Here is a 20,033-nt window from a genome sequence, read left to right on the forward strand (position 1 = left end):
GAACTTCAATCGCGCCGCGAGTCCGACCCGATGAACGAATACGAACAGGAAGACCCAATCCCGCAGGGCGATCTGGCCCTGCAGCTGACAGCCCTGCCGCGCGAAACCAACGGCTTCGGCGACATCTTCGGTGGTTGGCTGGTCTCCCAGATGGACCTGGCCGGAACCGCCATGGCCAGCCGCGTCGCTGCCGGCCGGGTGGCAACGGTGTCGATCGACCGCATGGCCTTCATGGTGCCGGTGGCGGTGGGCGCTCAGTTGTCCTTCTATACCCAGACGCTGGAAGTCGGACGCAGCTCGATTCGCATGCTGGTCGAAGTCTGGAGCGACGACCCGCTGTCCAGCGAATGGCGCAAGGTCACCGAGGCGGTATTCGTCTTTGTCGCCATCGACGGCAGCGGCCGCACCCGTCCGGTCACGCCTCGACGCTGAGCGGCGCGGGGTTCACGCGGCTGGCGCGGGACTCAGCGCATAGCGGTTCTTGCCGGCCTGCTTGGCGCGATAGAGCGCCGCATCGGCGGCGTGATAGAGCTGGTCGGCGGTCTGGCCCGGCTGCCACATGACGATTCCGATGCTGGTCGTGACGTAACGGCCCTGGACCGGTGCCGGATGCGGCACGGCGCGCTCGGCGAGCGCCGAGAGGATTTGCCGGGCAATGGTTTGCGCGGCCTGTGCATCGCAGTCGAACAGCAGTAACGCAAACTCCTCGCCGCCCACCCGCGCCGCCAGGTCCATCGGCCGCCGCGAAAAACGCCCCAGCACCTCGCCGAAGACTCGGATCAGCGCATCGCCGGCCGGGTGCCCGAGGCTGTCGTTGTAAGCCTTGAAGTTGTCCAGATCGAGCAGCAGCAGCGTCAGCGGTTGACCGTCACGACGCGCCTGCAAAAGCGTCTGCTTCAACGCGGTGTCGAAACTGCGACGGTTGGCCAGGCCGGTCAGCGAATCATGCTGCGCGACCCAGCCAAGCAACTGGCGCACCAGGAACTGCTCACGCTGCGAATACTCATGAACGTACCGGCTGATCGCACCGATGATCAGCAGCAACAGGTAATAGCTGACCGAAATCCAGTGCACCTGCATTTCGCTGGGCGAGAGGATGATCGCGGCGATCAGGATATCGAACAGCACGATCGAGGCCGCACTGAGCAAGGCGCGCCAGAAGGTGATACCGAGAAAAAAGAACGAGCAGACGATCAACAGCCCGGCGCCATACCGGAACGCCAGGTCCGGTTGCGTCATTTCGTACTGGATGTCGATACGCGCGGCAACGGTGCCGACCATCACCAGCAGCAGCGGGAACAGTCGGTTGGAAATCATCCGCACCCGCTTGTGAAACACCGTCATGGCCAGAATGGCGATACCCGGCACCATCTGCAGCAGGCGCAACAACGTCAGTTCGTGCAGCCACTGGGGATCGGAATGGACGAACAGCCGTTGCTCTACATAGAAATAGCCACCCACCACCATCAACAGCAGACAGGCGCCCAGCGCTTGCGACAGACGTGCCTGGTATCCCAGATAGCGACGGAATTCACGCTCCAGCTCGGGCACGAACACCAGACCGCGGAAACCGCCGAGCAGTTGCTTGCCACAGGGCGTGTCCCGGAAATCCTCGGCGGACTGTAGTTCTAGGGTGTGCATTGGCATCGCTCATGTGCAGGCGCTCCAATGATATCACTTAGACATCACTCCACCCGTTTTCCCGATGAACGCGTGCCAGCACCGTTTCGTGGCGCTCGGATGCGCCGTCCGGGTTGCGAGGACCGGCGCAACGCTCCACTATCTGGGCACCTGGACTGTTGGATGTTCTCGCGTGACCACCCTCCTGCTCGCCCTCTGGCCATTGTTCGCCCTGATCGTTGCCGGCTATTTTTTGCGCTTGCGTGAGTTTCCCAGCGAGGCCTTCTGGCCGGGCGCGGAGCGGATCAACTATTTCGTGCTGTTTCCGGCGCTGCTGTTCAGCAGCCTGGCCACCGCGCCGTTGGGCAATCCCGCGCTGCCACGCCTGGCCGCTGCGGTCATGCTCGGGCTTGGCCTGGCGTGGGCAGGATTGCTGCTGGTCAAGCGTGTACGCGGCTGGCCGGCCGCTCGCTTCGGGGCGTTCGCCCAGGGCGCGCTGCGCTTCAATACCTACCTGGGACTCGCCGCGGTCGGCAGTCTGTTCGGCAAGGAAGGCCTGGCGCTGGCGGCGCTGATGCTGGCGCTTATGGTACCTGCGGTAAACGTGATGTCGGTCTGGGCGCTGACTGCCGAGCGCGGTGTCAGCGTACGTTCGCTGCTATTGCCGATCGTGAAGAACCCGCTGATTCTCGCCTGCCTGGCCGGCGCCCTGGTGAACCTCTCAGGCCTCGGTTTACCCGGCGGCACTGACCGCCTGCTGGGCCTGCTCGCCGCCGCGAGCCTGCCGCTGGGTTTGCTCTGTGTCGGGGCCGCGCTCAAGCCGCGGGAACTCGGCGGTGAGATTCCCGCGCTCGGCTGGAACAGCGCAATTCGCCTTCTGGTGGTGCCGTTGCTCGCCTTCGCAGTGGCTCGGGTCGTCGATCTGCCCGCCATGGAATCGACCATCCTGGTGCTGTTTTTCGCCCTGCCCACGGCGCCAACCGCCTACGTCCTGACCCGCCAGCTCGGTGGCGACAGCCATCTGATGGCCGGCATCATCACCCTGCAAACGCTGCTCGCCGCGGCCAGCCTGCCACTGGTACTGACCCTGATGAATGGCCAGGCCTAGCGAGCCACCTGGCTGCGCAGCAGGCGCAGCAGCACCAGTGCCACGCCGAGCCCGATCGCCAGCAGTGCCATCAGCGGACCGATGTAGCCGAGCAGCTCCTGCAGCCAGACCAGCAGCTTGAGGATGAACGAGTCGCCCAGGCCAACGGACGCATCGGGCCCGATCACATACGCGCCCCGCTCCCACACCTGGTAGGCGGATTTCAACGGAACAAGGGCCAACGGCAGCAGGATCAGGCATACCCAGTATCCGCAGCGCCGACGCGGTCCGAGCAAGCCCCATGGCTGAAAGGCGGCGCGAATCAATTCAAAGAAGCAGAATGCGTAATAGCCCACCAACAGCAGGAAGACACCGCTGGCAAGCGAAGGCGTCAGCCAGACGCTGTGGATTGCAGCGCCCGCCAGCAGCAAGCTGAACACACCCCAGGTAACGAAGAAGAGTTTTTTCATCGGTTGTCCCGATTGTCTTGTTTTTGGCAGAGGCGCATCGGAACAGATTTCAACCGCTCATACGCACAACCGCTTCACGGAAATGCGCAGTGCGTGTGGCTGACAACCGCAATCGAGCCATCAGAACAGGCTTAACTGATCACCTGGCGGCTCGGGGGATTTCGCAGGGCCCGGGGCTCGCTCGACCATCGCCGACACCCGATCCGTTACGGCCAGGCGCTCGGCCAGCCCCGCCGCCCGCTCGGCCCGGGTCGTCACCGCGTCGGCCAGACGCGCCGGCAGCGCCCAGATCTCGACCTTTCGCTTGGCACGGGTGATACCGGTATAGAACATCGCACGGGTCAACAACGGGCTCGGCTGCTCGGGCAATGCCAGCAACACTTCGGCGAACTCCGAGCCCTGGCTCTTGTGCACGGTCATGGCGAAGGCGCTGTCATGGCTCGGCAGACGCGCCGGAGCGAAGCCGCGATAGCCTTCGTCACCCTCGAAGAACACCCGCAGGCCCTGCGCGGTTTTCAGGCACAGTCCGATATCGCCATTGAACAGGCCCAATGCGTAGTCGTTCTGCCGCACCATCACCGCGCGACCGGGATACCAGCGCTCGCGGGCAGGCACGGCGAGGCGGCGCTTGAGACGTGCCTCCAGTGCTTCGTTGATGCCGGTGACGCCAAAGGCGCCTTCACGCTGAGCCGTCAGCGCACGGAACCCATTGAAGGCGCCAAACGCCGCTGCCGGGTCGGCCTGCCGCGCCGCCTGCAGATAGGCTGCATAACCGTGCTCCAGCCGTTCGATGAGCGCGGTCGGAGCGGGAGCCGCATTCCACGCCAGGTCGGCGCGACCTTCCTGAAGCAAGGTCACCGAACCCCGGGCGTCACCGCCATTGATCCGTCGCGCCAGCTCACCGATGCCACTGTCCCCCGCGAAGCGATGACTGTGAGTGAGCAGCACCACCGCATCGCCTAGTCGGGAACGCGGCGTTTGCGTCGCTACGCGCTGGCCGGTGATGCGCTGCAGATCGCTCGCGGCCTGCTCATCGAAACCCCGTCCCTCGCACAGCTCGGCAAAGACCGCGCCGGCTTCCACCGCCGCAAGCTGGTCCTTGTCGCCCAGCAGAATCAATCGCGCCTTGGGGGGCAATGCGGCGACCAGCTTGGCCATCAACGCCAGATCGACCATGGATGCCTCGTCCACGACCAGGACATCCAGAGGCAACGGATTGGCCGCATCGTGACGCACCCTCGGGCTGTCGCCGCGGCTGCCGAGCAGACGGTGCAACGTTCGCGCCTCGTCCGGCAGCGCATCCTTCACCGCCTCGCTGACCGGCAGGTCGGCCTTGGCGTTGCGGATCGCTTCAGCCATGCGCGCCGCGGCCTTGCCCGTAGGCGCGGCGAGGCCGATGGCGAGCCGCGCGCCCTCAGGCTGCTCAAGCAAGGCGGCGAGCAAGCGCACCACGGTGGTCGTCTTACCGGTACCGGGGCCGCCGGAAATCACTGCCAGGCGCCGTCGTACCGCCTGCGCCGCCGCCAGCCGCTGCCAGTCAGGACTCTGCTGATTGAAGGCGAACAGGCGCGTCAGGCTTTCGCTCAGCTGCGCCTCGTCGATTACCGGCACATCGGCGGCGCGCGCCAGCAGCTGTTCGGCCAATTGCTGCTCATACGCGTGATAGCGCGCCAGATAGAGGCGGTCGCCGTCGAGGATCAGCGGCGCATAGTCGCCCGGAACGCCGATCAGTGACGATGCCGCCAGTTGTGCGCGCCAGGTGTCGAGCGGCGGCAGGCTGAACGCGAGGTCCGGCCATGGACGCTTGCCAGCCAGGCGTGCCAGCGACAGGCAGACGTCGCCGCTGGCCAGCGCTTCGCAGCACAGGGCGCCGGCCAGCAGCACCGCCTCGGGCGCCTGCGGCTCGAGGCGGTGCAGGCTGGCGATAAAGGCGCGTTCGAGCGGACCGAGGGGCAGTTCCAGCAGGCTCATGAGCGGGTCCTTGTGCACGTCAGGGGCAGCTTGCCGGCAGTGCGTGGCGGCATGACGTAACGGCGCATCAGCGGCCCTCCTCGAACAGTCGGTCCAGCGCGTCGAGCAGGCTATCGTCGGGCCGGGCGAAATAGACGCCAGCCTCGGGCATGCCTCGCAGGAACAGGTAGAAGGCGCCGCCCAGCCGCTCATCGGTGAAATCGGCCAGGCGCTGGCGCAGGAAGCGTCGCAGGGCGACCAGATAGATCAGGTATTGCAGGTAGTAGTGTTCGCCGGCGAGCGCCTGCAACAGCCGTTCGCCGCCGTAGTAACTGGCGTCCGGGCCGAGCCAGTTGGACTTGTAATCGGCGATGTACCAGCGCCCCTCGTGCTCGAAGGTCAGGTCGATGAAGCCTTTGAGAAACCCCTTCAGGCTGTCGAATTCCAACCGCCCGGCAGCCTCGCGCAAGGGTGCGGCAAGGCCATTGGCCGGATCGCTCAGCAGCTTGCGCAGGGGCACGACATCGAGATCCTGTATCGGGAAAGTGAAGCCCAGTTCGGGCAAGCGCCTGCTCGATTGCAGGGCCGCAAGGGTCAGGCCGCCGCCATTCAGATCGGTGTCCAGCACCCGCTGCAAATGCTGGCCGGCGATTTCTGTCCACTCCAACGGCAGTCCATGCGCCTGCAACGCCGGCTCGACCAGCGCCGCCAGCGCGCCCTTGCCACGCGCCCAGTCTTCGAGGATGGCGTGCAGGCACGTACCGGCGCGCGCGCCACGCGGGAAGGCGAAGAATCCACTTCCCGGCTCGCCGGCGTCCGGCATCGCCAGGGCGTCGCGGTCCGGCGCTTCCATGTGCATACCCGCTGCCAGGCCGGAGAAACTGCCGATACGCCAGGCGCTGTGCAGGCTGCGGTTGAGCGACGACAACTGCTGCGGGGGCAACGCACGTCCCTGACCTTGCGCGCAGGCTTCACGCGGTTCGAGCGGCAGGCAGGCCATGCTGCCCGCGCTGTGTTCGACCAGACGCTCGATGGCCGTGCGCAGGCTGGCGCCATTCAGGTCGGCCAGATGATGGCCGAGTTCGGCAAGTGGCTCATCGCCGGGCAGCTCGCGTCCGTGCAGCAGCCAGGCGAGGGCACTGCTGTGCAGTCCCTCCTCCGGCAGACTGCCGTCTTTCTTGGCCTTGGGCAGATTGACCGGCCCCCAATGCAGCCAGATTCGATCACGTGCGCGAGTCAGCGCGACATAGGCCAGACGCAACTGTTCGGCGAACACTTCCTGCCGAGCACGTTCGAGGTTTTCCGCCAGTTCGGCACTGCCCAGGTCCAGCAGCGGTTGTCCGTTTTCATCGTGGCAGCGCGCGCTGTCGCGGTTCTTGCCCAGCAGCTTGCCGTCCCACAGAAAGGGACAGAACACTAGCGGGTATTCGAGTCCCTTGCTGGTGTGGATGGTAACGATCTGTACCCGCTCGGCGTCGCTTTCCAGGCGCAGCAACGCTTCCTCGCCCGCGCCTTCGCTGCCGCGCTGGGCGTTGAACCATGCGAGCAACGGCTCGAGCCCCGGACGCAGCAGGCTTTCCGCCTGCAACAGTTCGCCCAGGTGCAGCAGGTTGGTCAGCCGGCGCTCTCCATCGACCCGCGCCAGCAGCCGCTCGGCGATGCCCTGCTCATCGAGCCAGGCGCGAAATACCCGCATGAACCCCTGCTGTTGCCAGAGCTGGTGATAACGCTCGGCCGCCTCACGCTCGGCATCCCACTGCTGTTGATCGTCCTGGCAGCGGGCCAGATCGGCGGCGCTGCGGCCCAGCAACCGCGTGGCCAGGGCGTAACGCAACAACCCTTCGCGGCCAGGCTCGGCATAAGCGGCAAGTACCGCCGCCAGTTCGGTGGCCTCTTCGCTGCGCCAGACACTGTCGCGCCCCCGACGCACGCTGGGCACACCTCGGGCGGACAGCTCCTCGGCGATCATTCCTGCCTGTCGATGGTTAGCCACCAGCACGGCGATATCGCCGCCCTTGAGAGGCGTGAACTGGCCATTCATGTCGAATCCGGCACGGCCTTCGGCGGCAGCCGCCAGTTGCAGGGCAATACGCCGTGCAGTGTCGCTGGCGGCCACCTGTGCAGCTTCGCCCTTGCCCAGCGCCTCATCGTCGAGCCAGACCAGCGACAACGGCGCGGCCACCGTCTCCTCGACCAGGCGCAGGTTGGCCCGTGGTTTATCAGCCGCTCCCACGGGCGGGTATTGAAGGTCGTGCTGAGCGAATGGCTGCGGATGCGTGAACAGGCGATTCAGCGCGTCGATCAGCGCGGGCGTCGAGCGGTAGTTGGTCGGCAGATTGTAAGGCCGGTCGGCCTGCTGACGGGCCGTGATGTAGGTCGCCAGATCCGCGCCCCGGAAGGCATAGATCGCCTGTTTCGGATCGCCGACAAAGCACAGCGAGGCATCGCCGCCCTTGGTATAGATGCGGTCGAAAATGGCGTACTGGATCGGGTCGGTGTCCTGGAACTCGTCGATCAGCGCCAACGGGTAAGTGGTACGCAACGAGGCCGCCAGGTCGTCGCCAACCGGCCCCTGAAGCGCCTGAACGAGCTGATTGAGCAGGTCGTCGAAAGCCAGCAGTCGCTGCGCCGCCTTGCGCGCCGGTAGCTCGCGGTTGAGCCGTTCGAGCAGCGCGACCTGCAACGCAATCAACCGCTGCTTGCCCGCCGGCAGCGCCTCGGACACCCGCTCAGCCAGCGCATCGAGCGCGTGGGCCAACTCGCAGACCGGCGCGTCGAAGCCCTTCTTGCAAGCCTTGTGCAAGGCTCGCACGCCGAATTTCGTCACACCCTCCGGTAGATCGAACATGACCGCAGGATCGGCGAAGTAGGCATCGAGTTCGTTGTGCCAAACCTCGAACTTGATGCGCTTGTGCGTGCTCTGGTTGAGGCCTTCATGGGCAAACAACTCGGCGGTCCAGGCCGGGCCGGTCGCCTGCCACAGCGACGCGGCGTGCCGCCAGGCGGCCTCGGTCGCGGACAGATCCGTTGGCGCCGGCAACGCCTGCGGTTCTATGCGCAGATAGGGTTTGCCCAGATGGCTGCGCAACCGTTGGCGCAGCCACACCGGCGTGATGCGGCTCTTGGCGAGCAGGCGTGCCCAGGCCGGATCGGCGCTGGCCAGTTCGTTACGCCAGGCGTCGGCGAGCAGCGCGTCGATGATTTCGCGGTCATCGGCGGTCAGCTCGCTGTCGAAATCGCCACCGGCCTCGAACGCCGCATCCTGCAGCGCACGCTGGCAAAAGCCGTGGATCGTGAAGATCGCCGCCTCGTCGAAGCCATGCACGGCGAGCAGCAGGCGCCGCCGAGACGCCTCGTCCGGGAAGCGGGCATGAAGGCGGTTGAGAAACGCGTCATCACTCGGCGCGCCGTCGTAGACCGCCAGGAGATCCGCCAGCCGTGCGCGGATGCGTTCGCGCAGTTCCGCCGTGGCGGCGGTGGTGTAGGTAACCACGAGGATCTGCCCCACCGACAGTTGCCGCTCCAGCAATAGCCGGGCGTAGAGCGCCGTGAGTGTCCAGGTCTTGCCGGTGCCGGCACTGGCCTCGATCAGTGAACGACCGTCGAAGGGTGAATCGAGCAGGTCGAGCTTCATGCGTCTTGCTCCTCGTCATCCAGCGCATCCAGAGCCGGCCCCATGAGTTGTTCGGCCAGGGCTTCGAAACGTTCGTCCAGGGGATCGCGGTCGCGAAAGGCCAAGGCATTCCAGGGGTCTTCAGCCTCGGCGGCGATGGGGCTGAATTCAGCGCCGAGCCAGGCTTCGCGGGCGCGCTTGCGGGCGCAGTCGAGCGGCTCGCTGCCGCGCGCCGGTCGGCGGTAGCCCTTGGCGAAGGCATGACTGCTGCGAGGCAGCAACGGCAGCGGCTCACGGATCGCGCAACGATAGGCGGCGAGCCAGGGTTCGAGCAGTTGCGCAGCGTTCGCCAGCGGTCCCAACTGCCAGTCGCCCGCTGGCGAGAGCATCAGGCTGTTGCGCTCGATGCCCGCCGTGGCAGACAGGTTGAGCAGCAGGTGACGCAACCAGAACGGCGGCAGATCCCATTCGCCCAGGCGTCCCAGTTTCCAGCCGAACAGACCGCCCGACGTCACACCGTCGAGCCAGCCATGCACGCGCACACCCGCCAGGGTGATATCGACGGGCAAGGGCTGCGGCACCTCTTCCGGACGGTTCTCGAACAGTCGCGGCGCGAAGGCCCGCACCGGCCCGCGCAGCTTGCCCCATAACGCCTGGCCCAGCTCACCCGCTGGCAACCAGCCCGCCGCACAGGCCATGCGGCGTTCTTCATCGTCGCTCCAGCCGTGCTCCAGCGCTTGCAGCGAGAGCCGCCGCAGGCCGTTCCAGGCCGGCATTTCCAACTCGAAAGGCTCGTCGCCGGCGAGTGCCTCCTGAGCGTCGGCCAGGCGCAGGCCGAGGCGCTGCTCCAGCAGGAAACGCGCCGGATGACGGAAGCACTGCAACAGTTGCGACGGCTCCAGGGTCAGCCAGGCCTCATCGGGGTCGTCCAGCCGGCTGGCAAAGGGTCTCGGCGCCGGCTCCGGGGGCTGCGCCAGGCGCTGCGCGGCGCGAAACCAGGGCAGCGAGAAGCCGGCACAGGTCGCGCGGGCAAAATTACCCGGCGCGAACGGTTGCAGCGGATGAGCGATGAGAATGCGCTCGCTGGGCTTGCCGCTCGCATCCGTCAGCACAGCGGTCATGTCGACCGCTTCCAGCACCTCGCTGAGCAGCACCGAGGGTGGCAATACGGCGTTGTCGCGCGGGTCGCGCCCGACATAGGACAGGTACAGCGCGCCACGGGCGGACAGCAGCGTTTCAAGCAACAGGTAGCGATCGTCCAGCCGTCGCGCCCGGTCGCCGCGCCGTGGGTGGCGGCCAATCAGGTCGAAGCCGGACGGCGGCGTTCGACGTGGAAACGCACCGTCATCCAGGCCCAGCAGACAGACCACGCGAAAGGGCAGGCTGCGCATCGGCACCATGGTGCAGAAGGTCACCGCGCCGGTGAGAAACCCGGACGCACCGCTGCCCTGCTGCAACGTCGCACTGAGTTGCTGATGCACCAGCTCCAGCTCGATGGGGCGCGTCAGGCCAGACGCTTGCGCCTGCTCACGCAACGCGGCGCACGCCTGGGAGAGCAGCAGCAGCGTTTCGCCGGCCTCGCGCTCATCGAACAGGGTATCGATCAGCAGTTGCAGATCGTTTGCCCACTCGGTCAACGGACGAGGCCGCGCCAGCTGGTCGGCCAGATTACCGAGGCGTTCGACGAACTCCGCCAGCCGCCCCAGCAGCTGGCCGCGTGCGCCTTCCAGCGCATCCAACGGCCAATGCTCGCCCAGCAGGGGTGCGGCGTCGCCGGCCAGTTGCGGTGGCGCCGCAAAGCCCAGCAACAGGCGATCCAGCCCCTGTCGCCAGGTAAACGCCGATTCGTCAGGCAAGCCGAGGCGAGCGCGCTGGCTGCCATCGCGACCCCAGCGCACACCGGCTTCGCGCAGCCAGTCGCGCAGCAACGGCAGGTCTTCGTTCTCGATGCCGGCGCGACGGGCAATGGCGGGTTGTTCCAGCCAGGCGAGAATTTCTTCGGCAGCGAAGCGGCTCTGCGCCAGCATCAGCAGTTCGAGAAAGGCTTCGATCAGCGGCAGTTCGGCGCGCAGGCTGCGGTCGGCCAGGCTGTAGGGAATTCGCGGCACGCCTTCGCGGCTGGCAAATACGGCTTCGATGAAGGGTGCATAGCGCTCGATATCGGGCGTCAGGACCACGACCTGATCCGGCGTCAGCGTCGCGTCTGCGGCAAAGCGGGCAAGCAGTTGATCGTGAAGGATTTCTACCTCGCGCAGCGGCGAGTGAGCGATGTGCACTTCCAGCGAGCGGTCGTCTTCGGCCAGTTCCATGCGCTCCTCTGGCCGACGGGTGCGCAGCCGCAGGATGTCGTTCTGCAGCGCGTGCAGCAGGCTGTCGTCGCGCAGGTCGTCATCCTCGGAATACAGGCCGATTTCCTGGCTGCCTTCGTTCGAGGTGAGGCTGAACAGCGAATCGAAGAAGTCGCGGCCTTGTTTGCCCAGGCTCGCCAGCAGTGGATGACCGACGTCCAGATACCAATCGTCCGGGCCGGAAGACTGTCGCGCCAGCTCCCGGACGTCACGAATTTCACCCCAGGCTTCGCGGCTCGGGTTGAGCGCGCAGATCACCACCTCGGTGTGCCGCGCCAATCCCTCCAATACGCGCAGATGGTGTGGCGGCAGGCTGCTGATGCCGAACACCAGCAAGCGTTCGGGCAGCCCGGACAACGGCGCGTCGCCATAGAGCCGCTGCAGCAGATCGCCCAGCAGGCGTGCCCGGTGCGGATGGCCGTCTTTGGTCAATTCGCGCCAGAGCAGCGCCTGCCAGGGCTCGTCCGGCCCGAGGTCGAGCGTCTCGCCGCGCTCCCAGGCAGCCAGCCAGTCGTCGCGATACAGCAGATATTGGTCGAAGGTATCGGCGATCTTCGCGGCCAGCGAAAGCCTGCGGCGCTCGTCACCGCCGTCCAGGTATTGCGCCAGGCGCGGCGCTTGCGTCAGGTTGGCCGGCTCGCACAGCCAGCCGTAGAGGCGCCAGGTCAGGGTCGACGGCGAAAACGCCGACTGCTCCGGCAAGCTGCCCAGCACCGTACGACTCAGGTCCCAGACGAATTTCGCCGGCAACTGCATATCCAGTTGCATCGCGATGCCCTGCTTGCGCGCCAGTTCGAGCGTCAACCAGCGGCCCATGCCCTGACTCGGCACCACCACCTGCGCGGGCGCGAAAGGATCGCCGAGCGGCTGGGCGAGCAAGGTGGTCGCCAGTTCGCCAAGGGTTTCCAGGTCAGGTGCGTGGTAAAGGCTCAGCATGGGCAACCCGCGTTGAGTGAAGTGAAGCGACTAGGTTACAGGCCACCTGCACGACGGGCGAGCGGCACCGGCGAGTTTGCTACGACGGTGCGACCGCTTGTGTCGCGGCCTCAGATGACGTTTTCGTGAACGGGCCAACTGCCGCAGGGTCAACCGGATATCCGGCGCTGTCCACGCGCCGCTGCGCGTACTTTCTGTCTTTTCGTTCGCCGGAGAAACCGCCCGATGCTGACGTTGTTGCACCTGCTTTCTTCGATCGCCCTGCTGGTCTGGGGTACGCATATCGTGCGGACCGGGATCATGCGGGTCTACGGCTCGCATCTGCGACGGCTGCTCGGCCACAGCATGGCCAACGCGCCCATGGCCTTCGGCGCCGGGATCGGCGTCACCGCCCTGGTGCAGAGCAGCAATGCCACGGCTTTGCTGGCCATCTCCTTCGTCGCCCAAGGCCTGATGGCGCTGCCGACCGCGCTGGCAATCATGCTCGGCGCGGATGTCGGCACCGCGCTGATGGCGCGCGTACTGACCCTCGATCTGTCCTGGCTGTCGCCGCTGTTCACCCTGGTCGGGGTCTGCCTGTTCCTTTCACGCAAACAGACCCGTGCCGGTCAGTTCGGCCGCGTGCTGATCGGCCTCGGCCTGATCATCCTGGCGTTGCAGTTGATCGTTACCGCTGCCGCGCCGATCACCGAAGCACGCGGCATGCACGTGCTGTTTTCCTCGCTCGCCGGCGACACGCTGCTGGCCGTGGTGGTGGGCGCGCTGTTCGCCGTGCTGTCGTACTCCAGCCTGGCCGCAGTGCTGCTCACCGCGACGCTGGCCAGCGCCGGATTGATCAGCCTGCCGGTCGCGCTTGGAGTGATCATCGGCGCCAATGTCGGCAGCGGCGTGCTGGCCTGGCTGAATGCGACGCCGCAGCCGGTGCCGGCCCGAAGAGTGGCGCTGGGTAATCTGCTCTACAAGCTGGCCGGGCTTCCGGTGCTGCCGTTTCTGCCAGTGCTGGTGGAATGGATGTCGAGCTTCGGCTACAGCGCTCAGACCCAGGTCATTGCCTTCCATCTGGCCTATAACTCGTTGCGGTGCCTGCTCTTGCTCCCCACCGTGGGGCTGATGGCCAGGCTCTGCGAACGCCTGTTGCCCGAACGCGCCCTGGACAACGGCATTGCGCAGCCGCGCCACCTCGATCCCGCCGCTCTGGACACCCCAACGCTGGCGCTGGCCAACGCCACGCGCGAGACCTTGCGCATCGGCGATCTGGTGGAAACGATGCTGGCACGGTTGCTGGAAGTGCTGCTTGAGGACCGCCCGGAGCCGGGTGACGAGATTCGCCGTCTGGATGACGACGTCGATGCGCTCTACAGCGGCGTGAAACTCTATCTGGCGCGCATGCCGCGTGAAGACCTGGCCGAACAGGAAAGTCGTCGCTGGGCCGAGATCATCGAGCTGGCGATCAATCTGGAACAGGCCGGCGACATCATCGAGCACATGCTCGGCAAGGTGCAGAATCTCAAGATCTCCAAGCGGCGGTCGTTCTCCGACAGCGGCCTGGACGAACTCAGCCAGTTGCACGGCCTGCTCAGCGCCAACCTCGCCCTGGGCCTGTCCGTGTTTCTTTCCGGCGACGCGCACAGCGCTCGCCAGTTGTTGCAGCACAAGCGCCAGTTCCGCAAGCGCGAGCGCGAATTGGCTCACGCCCACGTGCACCGGCTGCATCAACAGGTGGTGGAAAGCATCGAAACCAGCGCCGCGCATCTGGAACTGATCGCCGACATGAAGCGCCTGAACTCGCTGTTCTGCAGCGCGGCCTATGCGGCCTTGGAAGGCCCTGGCGCTGGCAGGCATCGCATCGCCGGCGACGTCACGGCCCGCGAGGCCCCAATGCCCGAGCATCCACTGCCACACGGCAAGCCGGCCTGATGGCTGACGGACGCAGTCGTTGTCGGCGTGCGCTGAACCAAGCCAATAAAAACCCCGGCGATGCGTGGCACGGCCGGGGTCGGATCAGCTAGGGCAGCGGTCAGGCCCGCTGCCGCCGTCGTTGCAGCCACACCACCAGCCCGAACAGCATAAGCGCCGGTAGCCACATCCATTCCTTGGCCCAACGCTCGGTCGGCGCGCGCACCGCCAGGATCTCCTGGTCGAACTGCAACCCAAGCTCCGCGGCCGGACTGCCGAAGGTCACGCTGTCGATCAGCACCTTGCCGTCCTCTTCATAGGTCATCAAACCGAGCTTATCGAGCTTCTCTTCGCCCGTCTCGCCATCGGGAATGGCCACCAGCAGGCTGAACTCGCGCATATCGCCAACCGCATCTTCACCGCGTATACGCAAGCGCAACTGGCTGTCCTCCTCGACCGCACCCAGCGCCTGGACCAATTGGGTCGGCGGGATGTCACGGTAGGGATCGTGAAGGATGTCCATCCAGAACCCCGGACGGAACAAGGTGAAGGCGATCAGCAGCAGCAGGATACTTTCGTACCAGCGGCTGCGGACCAGGAAGTACCCCTGGGTGCCCGCCGCGAAGATCAGCATGGCCAGTGTCGCGATGATGAAGATCACCACCCCGTGCCAGAAATCCACACCGATCAGCAGCAGATCGGTGTTGAAGATGAACAGGAATGGCAGCGCGGCGGTTCGCAGGCTGTAGTAGAAGGCCACCACGCCGGTCTTGATCGGGTCGCCCTTGGACACGGCCGCGGCAGCGAAAGAAGCCAGTCCCACGGGGGGCGTGACATCGGCCATGATGCCGAAATAGAAGACGAACAGATGCACCGCGATCAGCGGCACGATCAACCCGCTCTGCTGTCCGAGCGCCACGACCACCGGTGCCAGCAGACTGGACACGACGATGTAGTTGGCCGTGGTCGGTAACCCCATGCCCAGTATCAAGCTGAGAAAGGCGGTGAGCAGCAGCATCAGCATCAGGTTGCCCATCGACAGCAGCTCGACCAGATCGGCCAGCACCAGCCCGACACCGGTCTGCGAAACCGCCCCGACGATGATGCCCGCCGCGGCGGTGGCAATGCCGATGCCGATCATGTTGCGCGCACCGGCGATCAGCCCTTCGCGCAGGTCCACCATGCCATCCATGAACGTGCCATCCCGGTGGGCGGCGTCGCGACGCATCCAACTGAGCAGCGGGCGCTGTGTCAGCAGGATGATGATCAGGATCACCGAACCCCAGAATGCCGACAGACCGGGCGACAGCCGCTCGACCATCAGGCACCACACCAGCACCACCACCGGCAACAGAAAGTGCAGCCCGGACAGCAACACCGGCCGCGTCTCCGGCAGTTTTTCAAGCGGCGCGTCCGGATCTTCCGGCGGCAGCGGCGGATTGCTGGCGGCGACTTTCAACAGCCCCAGGTAGACCACCACCAGCAATGCCCCGATAACCCAGATAGCAGCGTCGCCAAGGGCCGGTTTCAACCAGCCAAGGCCGTAATAGACAGCCAGCGAGAGGCCGGATATCAACGCAACGCCAAAGGCGAAACCGATCAGCCGCTGCATCCATGGTTTGGCCACGTTCGCCCGCGGCAGCGCGGTAAGGCCGAGCTTGAGCGACTCGAGGTGGACGATGTAGACCAGTGCGATGTAGGAAATCAGGGCCGGCAGAAAGGCATGCTTGATGACCTCCACGTAGGGGATGCCGACGTACTCGACCATCAGGAAGGCTGCGGCGCCCATGACCGGCGGCATGATCTGGCCGTTGACCGAAGAGGCGACTTCCACCGCACCCGCCTTTTCCGACGAGAACCCGGTGCGCTTCATCATCGGGATGGTGAAGGTGCCCGTGGTGACCACGTTGGCAATCGAGGAGCCCGAAATCAGGCCGGTCATGCCCGAGGCAACGACCGCCGCCTTTGCCGGGCCGCCGCGAAAGTGGCCGAGCATGCTGAAGGCAAGCTGGATGAAATAATGGCCGGCGCCGGCGCGCTCGAGCAGCGCACCGAACAGCACGAACAGGAAGACGAAACTGGTGGACACGCCGAGCGCGATACCGAACACGCCTTCGGTGGTGATCCACTGATGATTGGCCAGGGCGGTGAAACTGACGCCACGGTGCGCCAGCATCCCCGGCATGTACGGGCCTGCCAGGCTGTAAGCGAGGAAAACCAGCGCGATCACTGCCAGTGCCGGCCCCAGCGCGCGGCGCGTGGCCTCGAGCAGCAGCGGGATGCCGATACAGGCGGTGAGCAGGTCCATCGTGGTCAGGTTGCCGGGCCGCTGCGCCAGCTGTTCGTAGGCGACGAACAGGTATCCAGCGCTCGCGGCGGCAATCAGCCCGAGCGCGATATCGAGCAGCGGCACGCGATCTCTCGGCGACTTCTTGAACGCGGGGTACGCCAGAAAGGCCAGCAGCAGCGCGAACGCCAGGTGAATCGCCCGGGCTTCGGTGTTGTTGAATACACCGACGCGCAACATGAACGGCAGCGGCGAGGCGATCCACAGCTGGAACAGCGACCAGAGCAGGGCCAGGCCCGCGATCAGTTTCGCCATGGAGCCCTCGGGCATCCGCGCGCCGACTTCCTGGGCAATCAGCTCTTCTGTGGAAAGTTCTTTGTCTTGCATGAAGTGAGGCCTGTTTTCAGGTAACGGAAACCGCGAAAACCCGTGGCGTAGGCTCACGGGTTTTCAGGCGAAAGCCGCGGACGGCAGACTTGCCGCATCGATGCAGCAAGTCCATGGGCCGTTACATCCAGCCACGTTCCTTGTAGTAGCGCTCGGCACCTTCGTGCAGCGGCGCCGACAGGCCGACCTTGATCATGTCTTCCGGCTTGAGGTCCTTGAATGCCGGGTGCAGGCGCTGGAAGCGCTCGATGTTCTCGAACACCGACTTGACCAGCTTGTAGACCACGTCCGCATCGACCTTGGAGGTGGTCGACAGAACCGCCTTGCCGCCGATCGACTGGGTGGCGGTGTCGTTGCCCTTGTACATGCCACCGGGGATTTCAGCCTTGGTGTAGTAGCTCTTCTCGGACAGTAGCTTGTCGATTTCCGGACCGGTGATCGGCACCAGAACGGCATCGACGGTAGTAGTGGCTTCCTGGATCGCACCGTTGGGATGACCGACGAAGTAGGTCATGGCGTCGATGTTGTTGTCGCCCAGGGCACTGGCCTGCTCGGCCGGCTTGAGTTCTGCGGCCAGGCTGAAGACCGACTTGTCCCAGCCCTTCTCGGCCATGATCTCTTCGAGGGTGTCACGCTGACCGGAACCGGGGTTGCCGATGTTGACGCGCTTGCCCTTGAGATCGTCCAGCCCCTTGATGTTGGCATCACGGCGGGCCAGCACGGTGAAGACTTCGCTCTGCAGCGAGAAGACGGCGCGGATGTCGTCCATGGCGCCTTCGTTCTTGAACGGTTCCAGCCCTTCCATCGCCTTGTACTGATGGTCCGACTGCATGATGCCGAAGTTGAACTCGCCGCTGCGCAGGCCATTGACGTTGGCGACGCCGCCGCCACTGGCAGGCGCGTTGCACTTGAGGTCTTCGGCGTTACGGTTGACGAAGCGGCAGATCGACTGACCCGCCACGTAGTAGACGCCCGTCTGGCCACCGGTACCGATGGTCACGAATTGTTCTTGCGCTTGAGCCACTCCGCTCAGACCAGTGCCCGCCAAAGCGGCGGAAAATATCCATGCCAAGGATTTGCCTTTCATGGATTCACTCCTTTATTGGTTGTATTGGATTGTCTCGCACTGCCTCGTGAGCACAGCGAGAAGATGGAAGTCTAGCAGGCCAACGATTTCGCGAGTAACGCTACGCGGACAGTCACGAAAAGAACATAGGCCCGCACCGGACATTCTGACTCACCCGCCTCGCGTGCGTTCCGCCACCGAGCGCGCGTTGCGCGCGGCGATTCGTCCGATACCGAGGCGCAAGGCTGGCGTCGCGGCTGCATTGGCCGTATCTTTTTTGACGTCACAACCTCGACACCCAAAACAACAAGAAGCGCGGCGTCTCGGAGCGCGGACAACACCTTCGAAGGGAGCGCGAATGCGGCGTCATATACGGCTGGTAGTGGCCCTCTTCGTACTGTTGTACGGCGCCTGTGGCCCAGCTGCGGCAACGATCATCCCGGCAATGGACGCCCAGAGCGCCAGCGAGCTGAGGCTCGGTGGTATCGAGTACGCGACCGGACACAAAAGCGCCGATTTCGAAACCGCGCGCGTCGCTGCCTGGCAATGGCATGCGCTGCAACGGCCCAGCCTGCACAAGCAGAAGCAGGGCGTGTGGCTGCGCTTCACCCTGCACAACACCACCGCCAGGGCCGGCGTCTGGCATCTCAGCCTGAAATGGCCGGTGCTCGACGACGTGCGCGTGCAGCTGTTCTACCCCGCGCGCAACCAATGGGGCCCCTCGATGCGCGCCGGTGATACCGTGCCCATGCACGAGCGGCCCCGGGCCGACCACAATTTCGTCTACCCCCTGCAATTGCGTGCTGACGAAACGGCCGTGGCCTACCTCCACCTGCAATCGAACGAACTGATCGCGCTGCCGCTGTCGATCGCCAACGAGACGGGCTTCATCGCGGCAAAGATCGCCGACGTGGCGATGATCAGTCTGTTTTTTGGCGGGATGCTGGTGATTTTGCTCTACAACTGCAGCCTGTTCCTCTTCACCCGCGATGTCAGTTACCTGCTCTACGTCACCTATCTGCTCAGCGCACTGTTCTACGTATTGACCATCACCGGCTTCGGTCAGCTGTTTCTCTGGCCGGATGCACCCGCCATTTCCCACCGGTTCTACGGGCTTTCAGCGGCACTGAGTTTTTTCACCCCACTGCTTTTCGCCAGCCGCTTCCTTGGCATCAGGCGCCATGGCGGTTGGGTCTGGCTGGTCACGTTGCTGCTCATCGGCTACTGGGCCATGGTGCTGCTGGCGATACTCTTCGCCCCGGCGCTGACAGGCTACATGGCGATCGAAGCGATGGCGCTGATCCATTGCGGGCTGACCATGGCCGTGACCGTTACGCTGTGGATTCGTGGCAATGCCTCGGCCCGCCTGTTCACCATCGCCTGGTCGACGCTGCTGTTGTTCACTGTTGCGCATCTGCTGGCCCTCGAAGGATTGTTGCCGCTCAATGCACTGACCCTTCACGGTCAGCTGATCGGCATGTTCACCGAGTTCGTATTGCTGTCGATGGCGTTGGCCGAACGCATCAACCATGAACGTGAAAGCCGGATCGAAGCTCAGCGCATCGCGTTGCGAACGTCCGAGGCGCTCGCTCAGGAACGCGAATCACGCTTGCGTGCGCAGCAGCAGGCACTGGACGTGCAGATGCGCGCCAACGAGGCGCTGGAGGCCCGGGTGTCCGAACGAACCCGCGCCTTGGAAGAGGCCAAGCGCGGACTGGAACAGGTCAACGAGCAGTTGACCCGCATGAGTATCACCGACGCGCTGACGCAGTTGTCCAACCGTGGTCACTTCGACCTGATGATCGAGGAAGAAAGCCGCCGCGCGCAGCGAATCGAAAAACCGCTTTCGGTGATCCTGCTGGACATCGATCATTTCAAGCAGGTCAATGACACCTACGGTCACCCGTTTGGCGACGAATGCCTGCGCCTGGTCGCCGCAACGCTCAAACGACACGGCCAGCGCGCAGGGGATGTAGTGGCGCGCTACGGTGGCGAGGAGTTCGTCATGGCGCTGCCCGGCGTCGACAGCCTCCAGGCTGGCGAGCAGGCCGAGCGAATCCGTATGGCGGTCGCAGCGCTGCGACCGAGTTGCGGCGACACCCGCCTCGACCTGACGGTGAGCATCGGCGTGGCGACACTATGGCCGGCCATGGCCGGCTCCCCGGCGAAACTGCTCGCCGCCGCCGACGCCGCCCTCTATCGAGCCAAGCGCAACGGCCGCAACCGGGTGGTGATTGCGGAGCGGTACGAAATGGCACTCGATCGCGACTCGACGAAGCGTGCAACCTGATCCAGAGCACCAGCCACTGGCGCATTGGCATTGAGCACAGCGAGCGGTATCTGCGGGCCGCTTGAACGGTTACCGATCCTCGG

11 protein-coding genes are annotated in these 20,033 nt (G+C 65.1%); 4 read left to right on the top strand and 7 right to left on the bottom strand.

Features of this window, described 5'->3' with window-relative positions:
- Window positions 1–30 precede the first annotated feature (30 nt).
- Window positions 31–432 (top strand): acyl-CoA thioesterase, encoded by a 402-nt coding sequence (locus GQA94_RS01805; RefSeq protein WP_158186457.1) that lies wholly within the window; start codon window positions 31–33, stop codon window positions 430–432.
- Between the two features lie 12 nt (window positions 433–444).
- Here GQA94_RS01805 and GQA94_RS01810 read toward each other — a convergent pair whose 3' ends face one another.
- Complete coding sequence (locus tag GQA94_RS01810; protein WP_158186458.1) at window positions 445–1,641, bottom strand: GGDEF domain-containing protein; 1,197 nt, start codon at window positions 1,639–1,641, stop codon at window positions 445–447.
- Between the two features lie 172 nt (window positions 1,642–1,813).
- On the opposite strand from GQA94_RS01810, the gene GQA94_RS01815 reads away from it, so the two are divergent.
- Window positions 1,814–2,728, top strand: coding sequence for an AEC family transporter (locus GQA94_RS01815; protein WP_158186459.1), 915 nt, complete (start codon window positions 1,814–1,816; stop codon window positions 2,726–2,728).
- Here the strand turns inward: GQA94_RS01815 and GQA94_RS01820 are convergent.
- From GQA94_RS01820 to recC, 4 genes are all read right to left on the bottom strand, one after another.
- Entirely contained in the window at window positions 2,725–3,177 is a 453-nt protein-coding gene (locus GQA94_RS01820) for a hypothetical protein (RefSeq protein WP_158186460.1), read from the bottom strand. The genes GQA94_RS01815 and GQA94_RS01820 overlap by 4 nt on opposite strands.
- A 120-nt stretch (window positions 3,178–3,297) precedes the next feature.
- Entirely contained in the window at window positions 3,298–5,148 is a 1,851-nt protein-coding gene (gene recD, locus GQA94_RS01825; RefSeq protein ID WP_158186461.1) for an exodeoxyribonuclease V subunit alpha, read from the bottom strand.
- 67 nt (window positions 5,149–5,215) lie between these two features.
- Window positions 5,216–8,761 (bottom strand): exodeoxyribonuclease V subunit beta, encoded by a 3,546-nt coding sequence (gene recB / locus GQA94_RS01830; RefSeq protein ID WP_158186462.1) that lies wholly within the window; start codon window positions 8,759–8,761, stop codon window positions 5,216–5,218.
- The gene (recC, locus tag GQA94_RS01835) at window positions 8,758–12,024 is read right to left on the bottom strand and encodes an exodeoxyribonuclease V subunit gamma (RefSeq protein ID WP_158186463.1); all 3,267 of its coding nucleotides are present in this window, start codon (window positions 12,022–12,024) and stop codon (window positions 8,758–8,760) included. The genes recB and recC overlap by 4 nt, the downstream gene beginning before the upstream one ends.
- Window positions 12,025–12,249: 225 nt before the next feature.
- Between recC and GQA94_RS01840 the strand changes: the two genes are divergently transcribed.
- Window positions 12,250–13,941, top strand: a complete 1,692-nt coding sequence (locus GQA94_RS01840; protein WP_158186464.1) for a Na/Pi cotransporter family protein — start codon at window positions 12,250–12,252, stop codon at window positions 13,939–13,941.
- A gap of 100 nt (window positions 13,942–14,041) precedes the next feature.
- On the opposite strand, the gene GQA94_RS01845 is transcribed toward GQA94_RS01840, so the two are convergent.
- Window positions 14,042–16,594: a TRAP transporter permease gene (locus GQA94_RS01845; RefSeq protein ID WP_158186465.1), complete on the bottom strand. Its 2,553-nt coding sequence runs from the start codon at window positions 16,592–16,594 to the stop codon at window positions 14,042–14,044.
- A gap of 121 nt (window positions 16,595–16,715) precedes the next feature.
- Complete coding sequence (locus GQA94_RS01850) at window positions 16,716–17,681, bottom strand: TAXI family TRAP transporter solute-binding subunit (protein ID WP_158186466.1); 966 nt, start codon at window positions 17,679–17,681, stop codon at window positions 16,716–16,718.
- A gap of 337 nt (window positions 17,682–18,018) precedes the next feature.
- Here GQA94_RS01850 and GQA94_RS01855 point away from each other — a divergent pair, with 337 nt between their 5' ends.
- On the top strand, window positions 18,019–19,950 hold the full coding sequence (locus GQA94_RS01855; RefSeq protein ID WP_158186467.1) for a sensor domain-containing diguanylate cyclase: 1,932 nt from the start codon (window positions 18,019–18,021) through the stop codon (window positions 19,948–19,950).
- The last annotated feature ends 83 nt before the right edge of the window (window positions 19,951–20,033 follow it).

The sequence above is a fragment of the Stutzerimonas stutzeri genome (assembly GCF_009789555.1).
GTDB lineage: Bacteria > Pseudomonadota > Gammaproteobacteria > Pseudomonadales > Pseudomonadaceae > Stutzerimonas > Stutzerimonas stutzeri_R.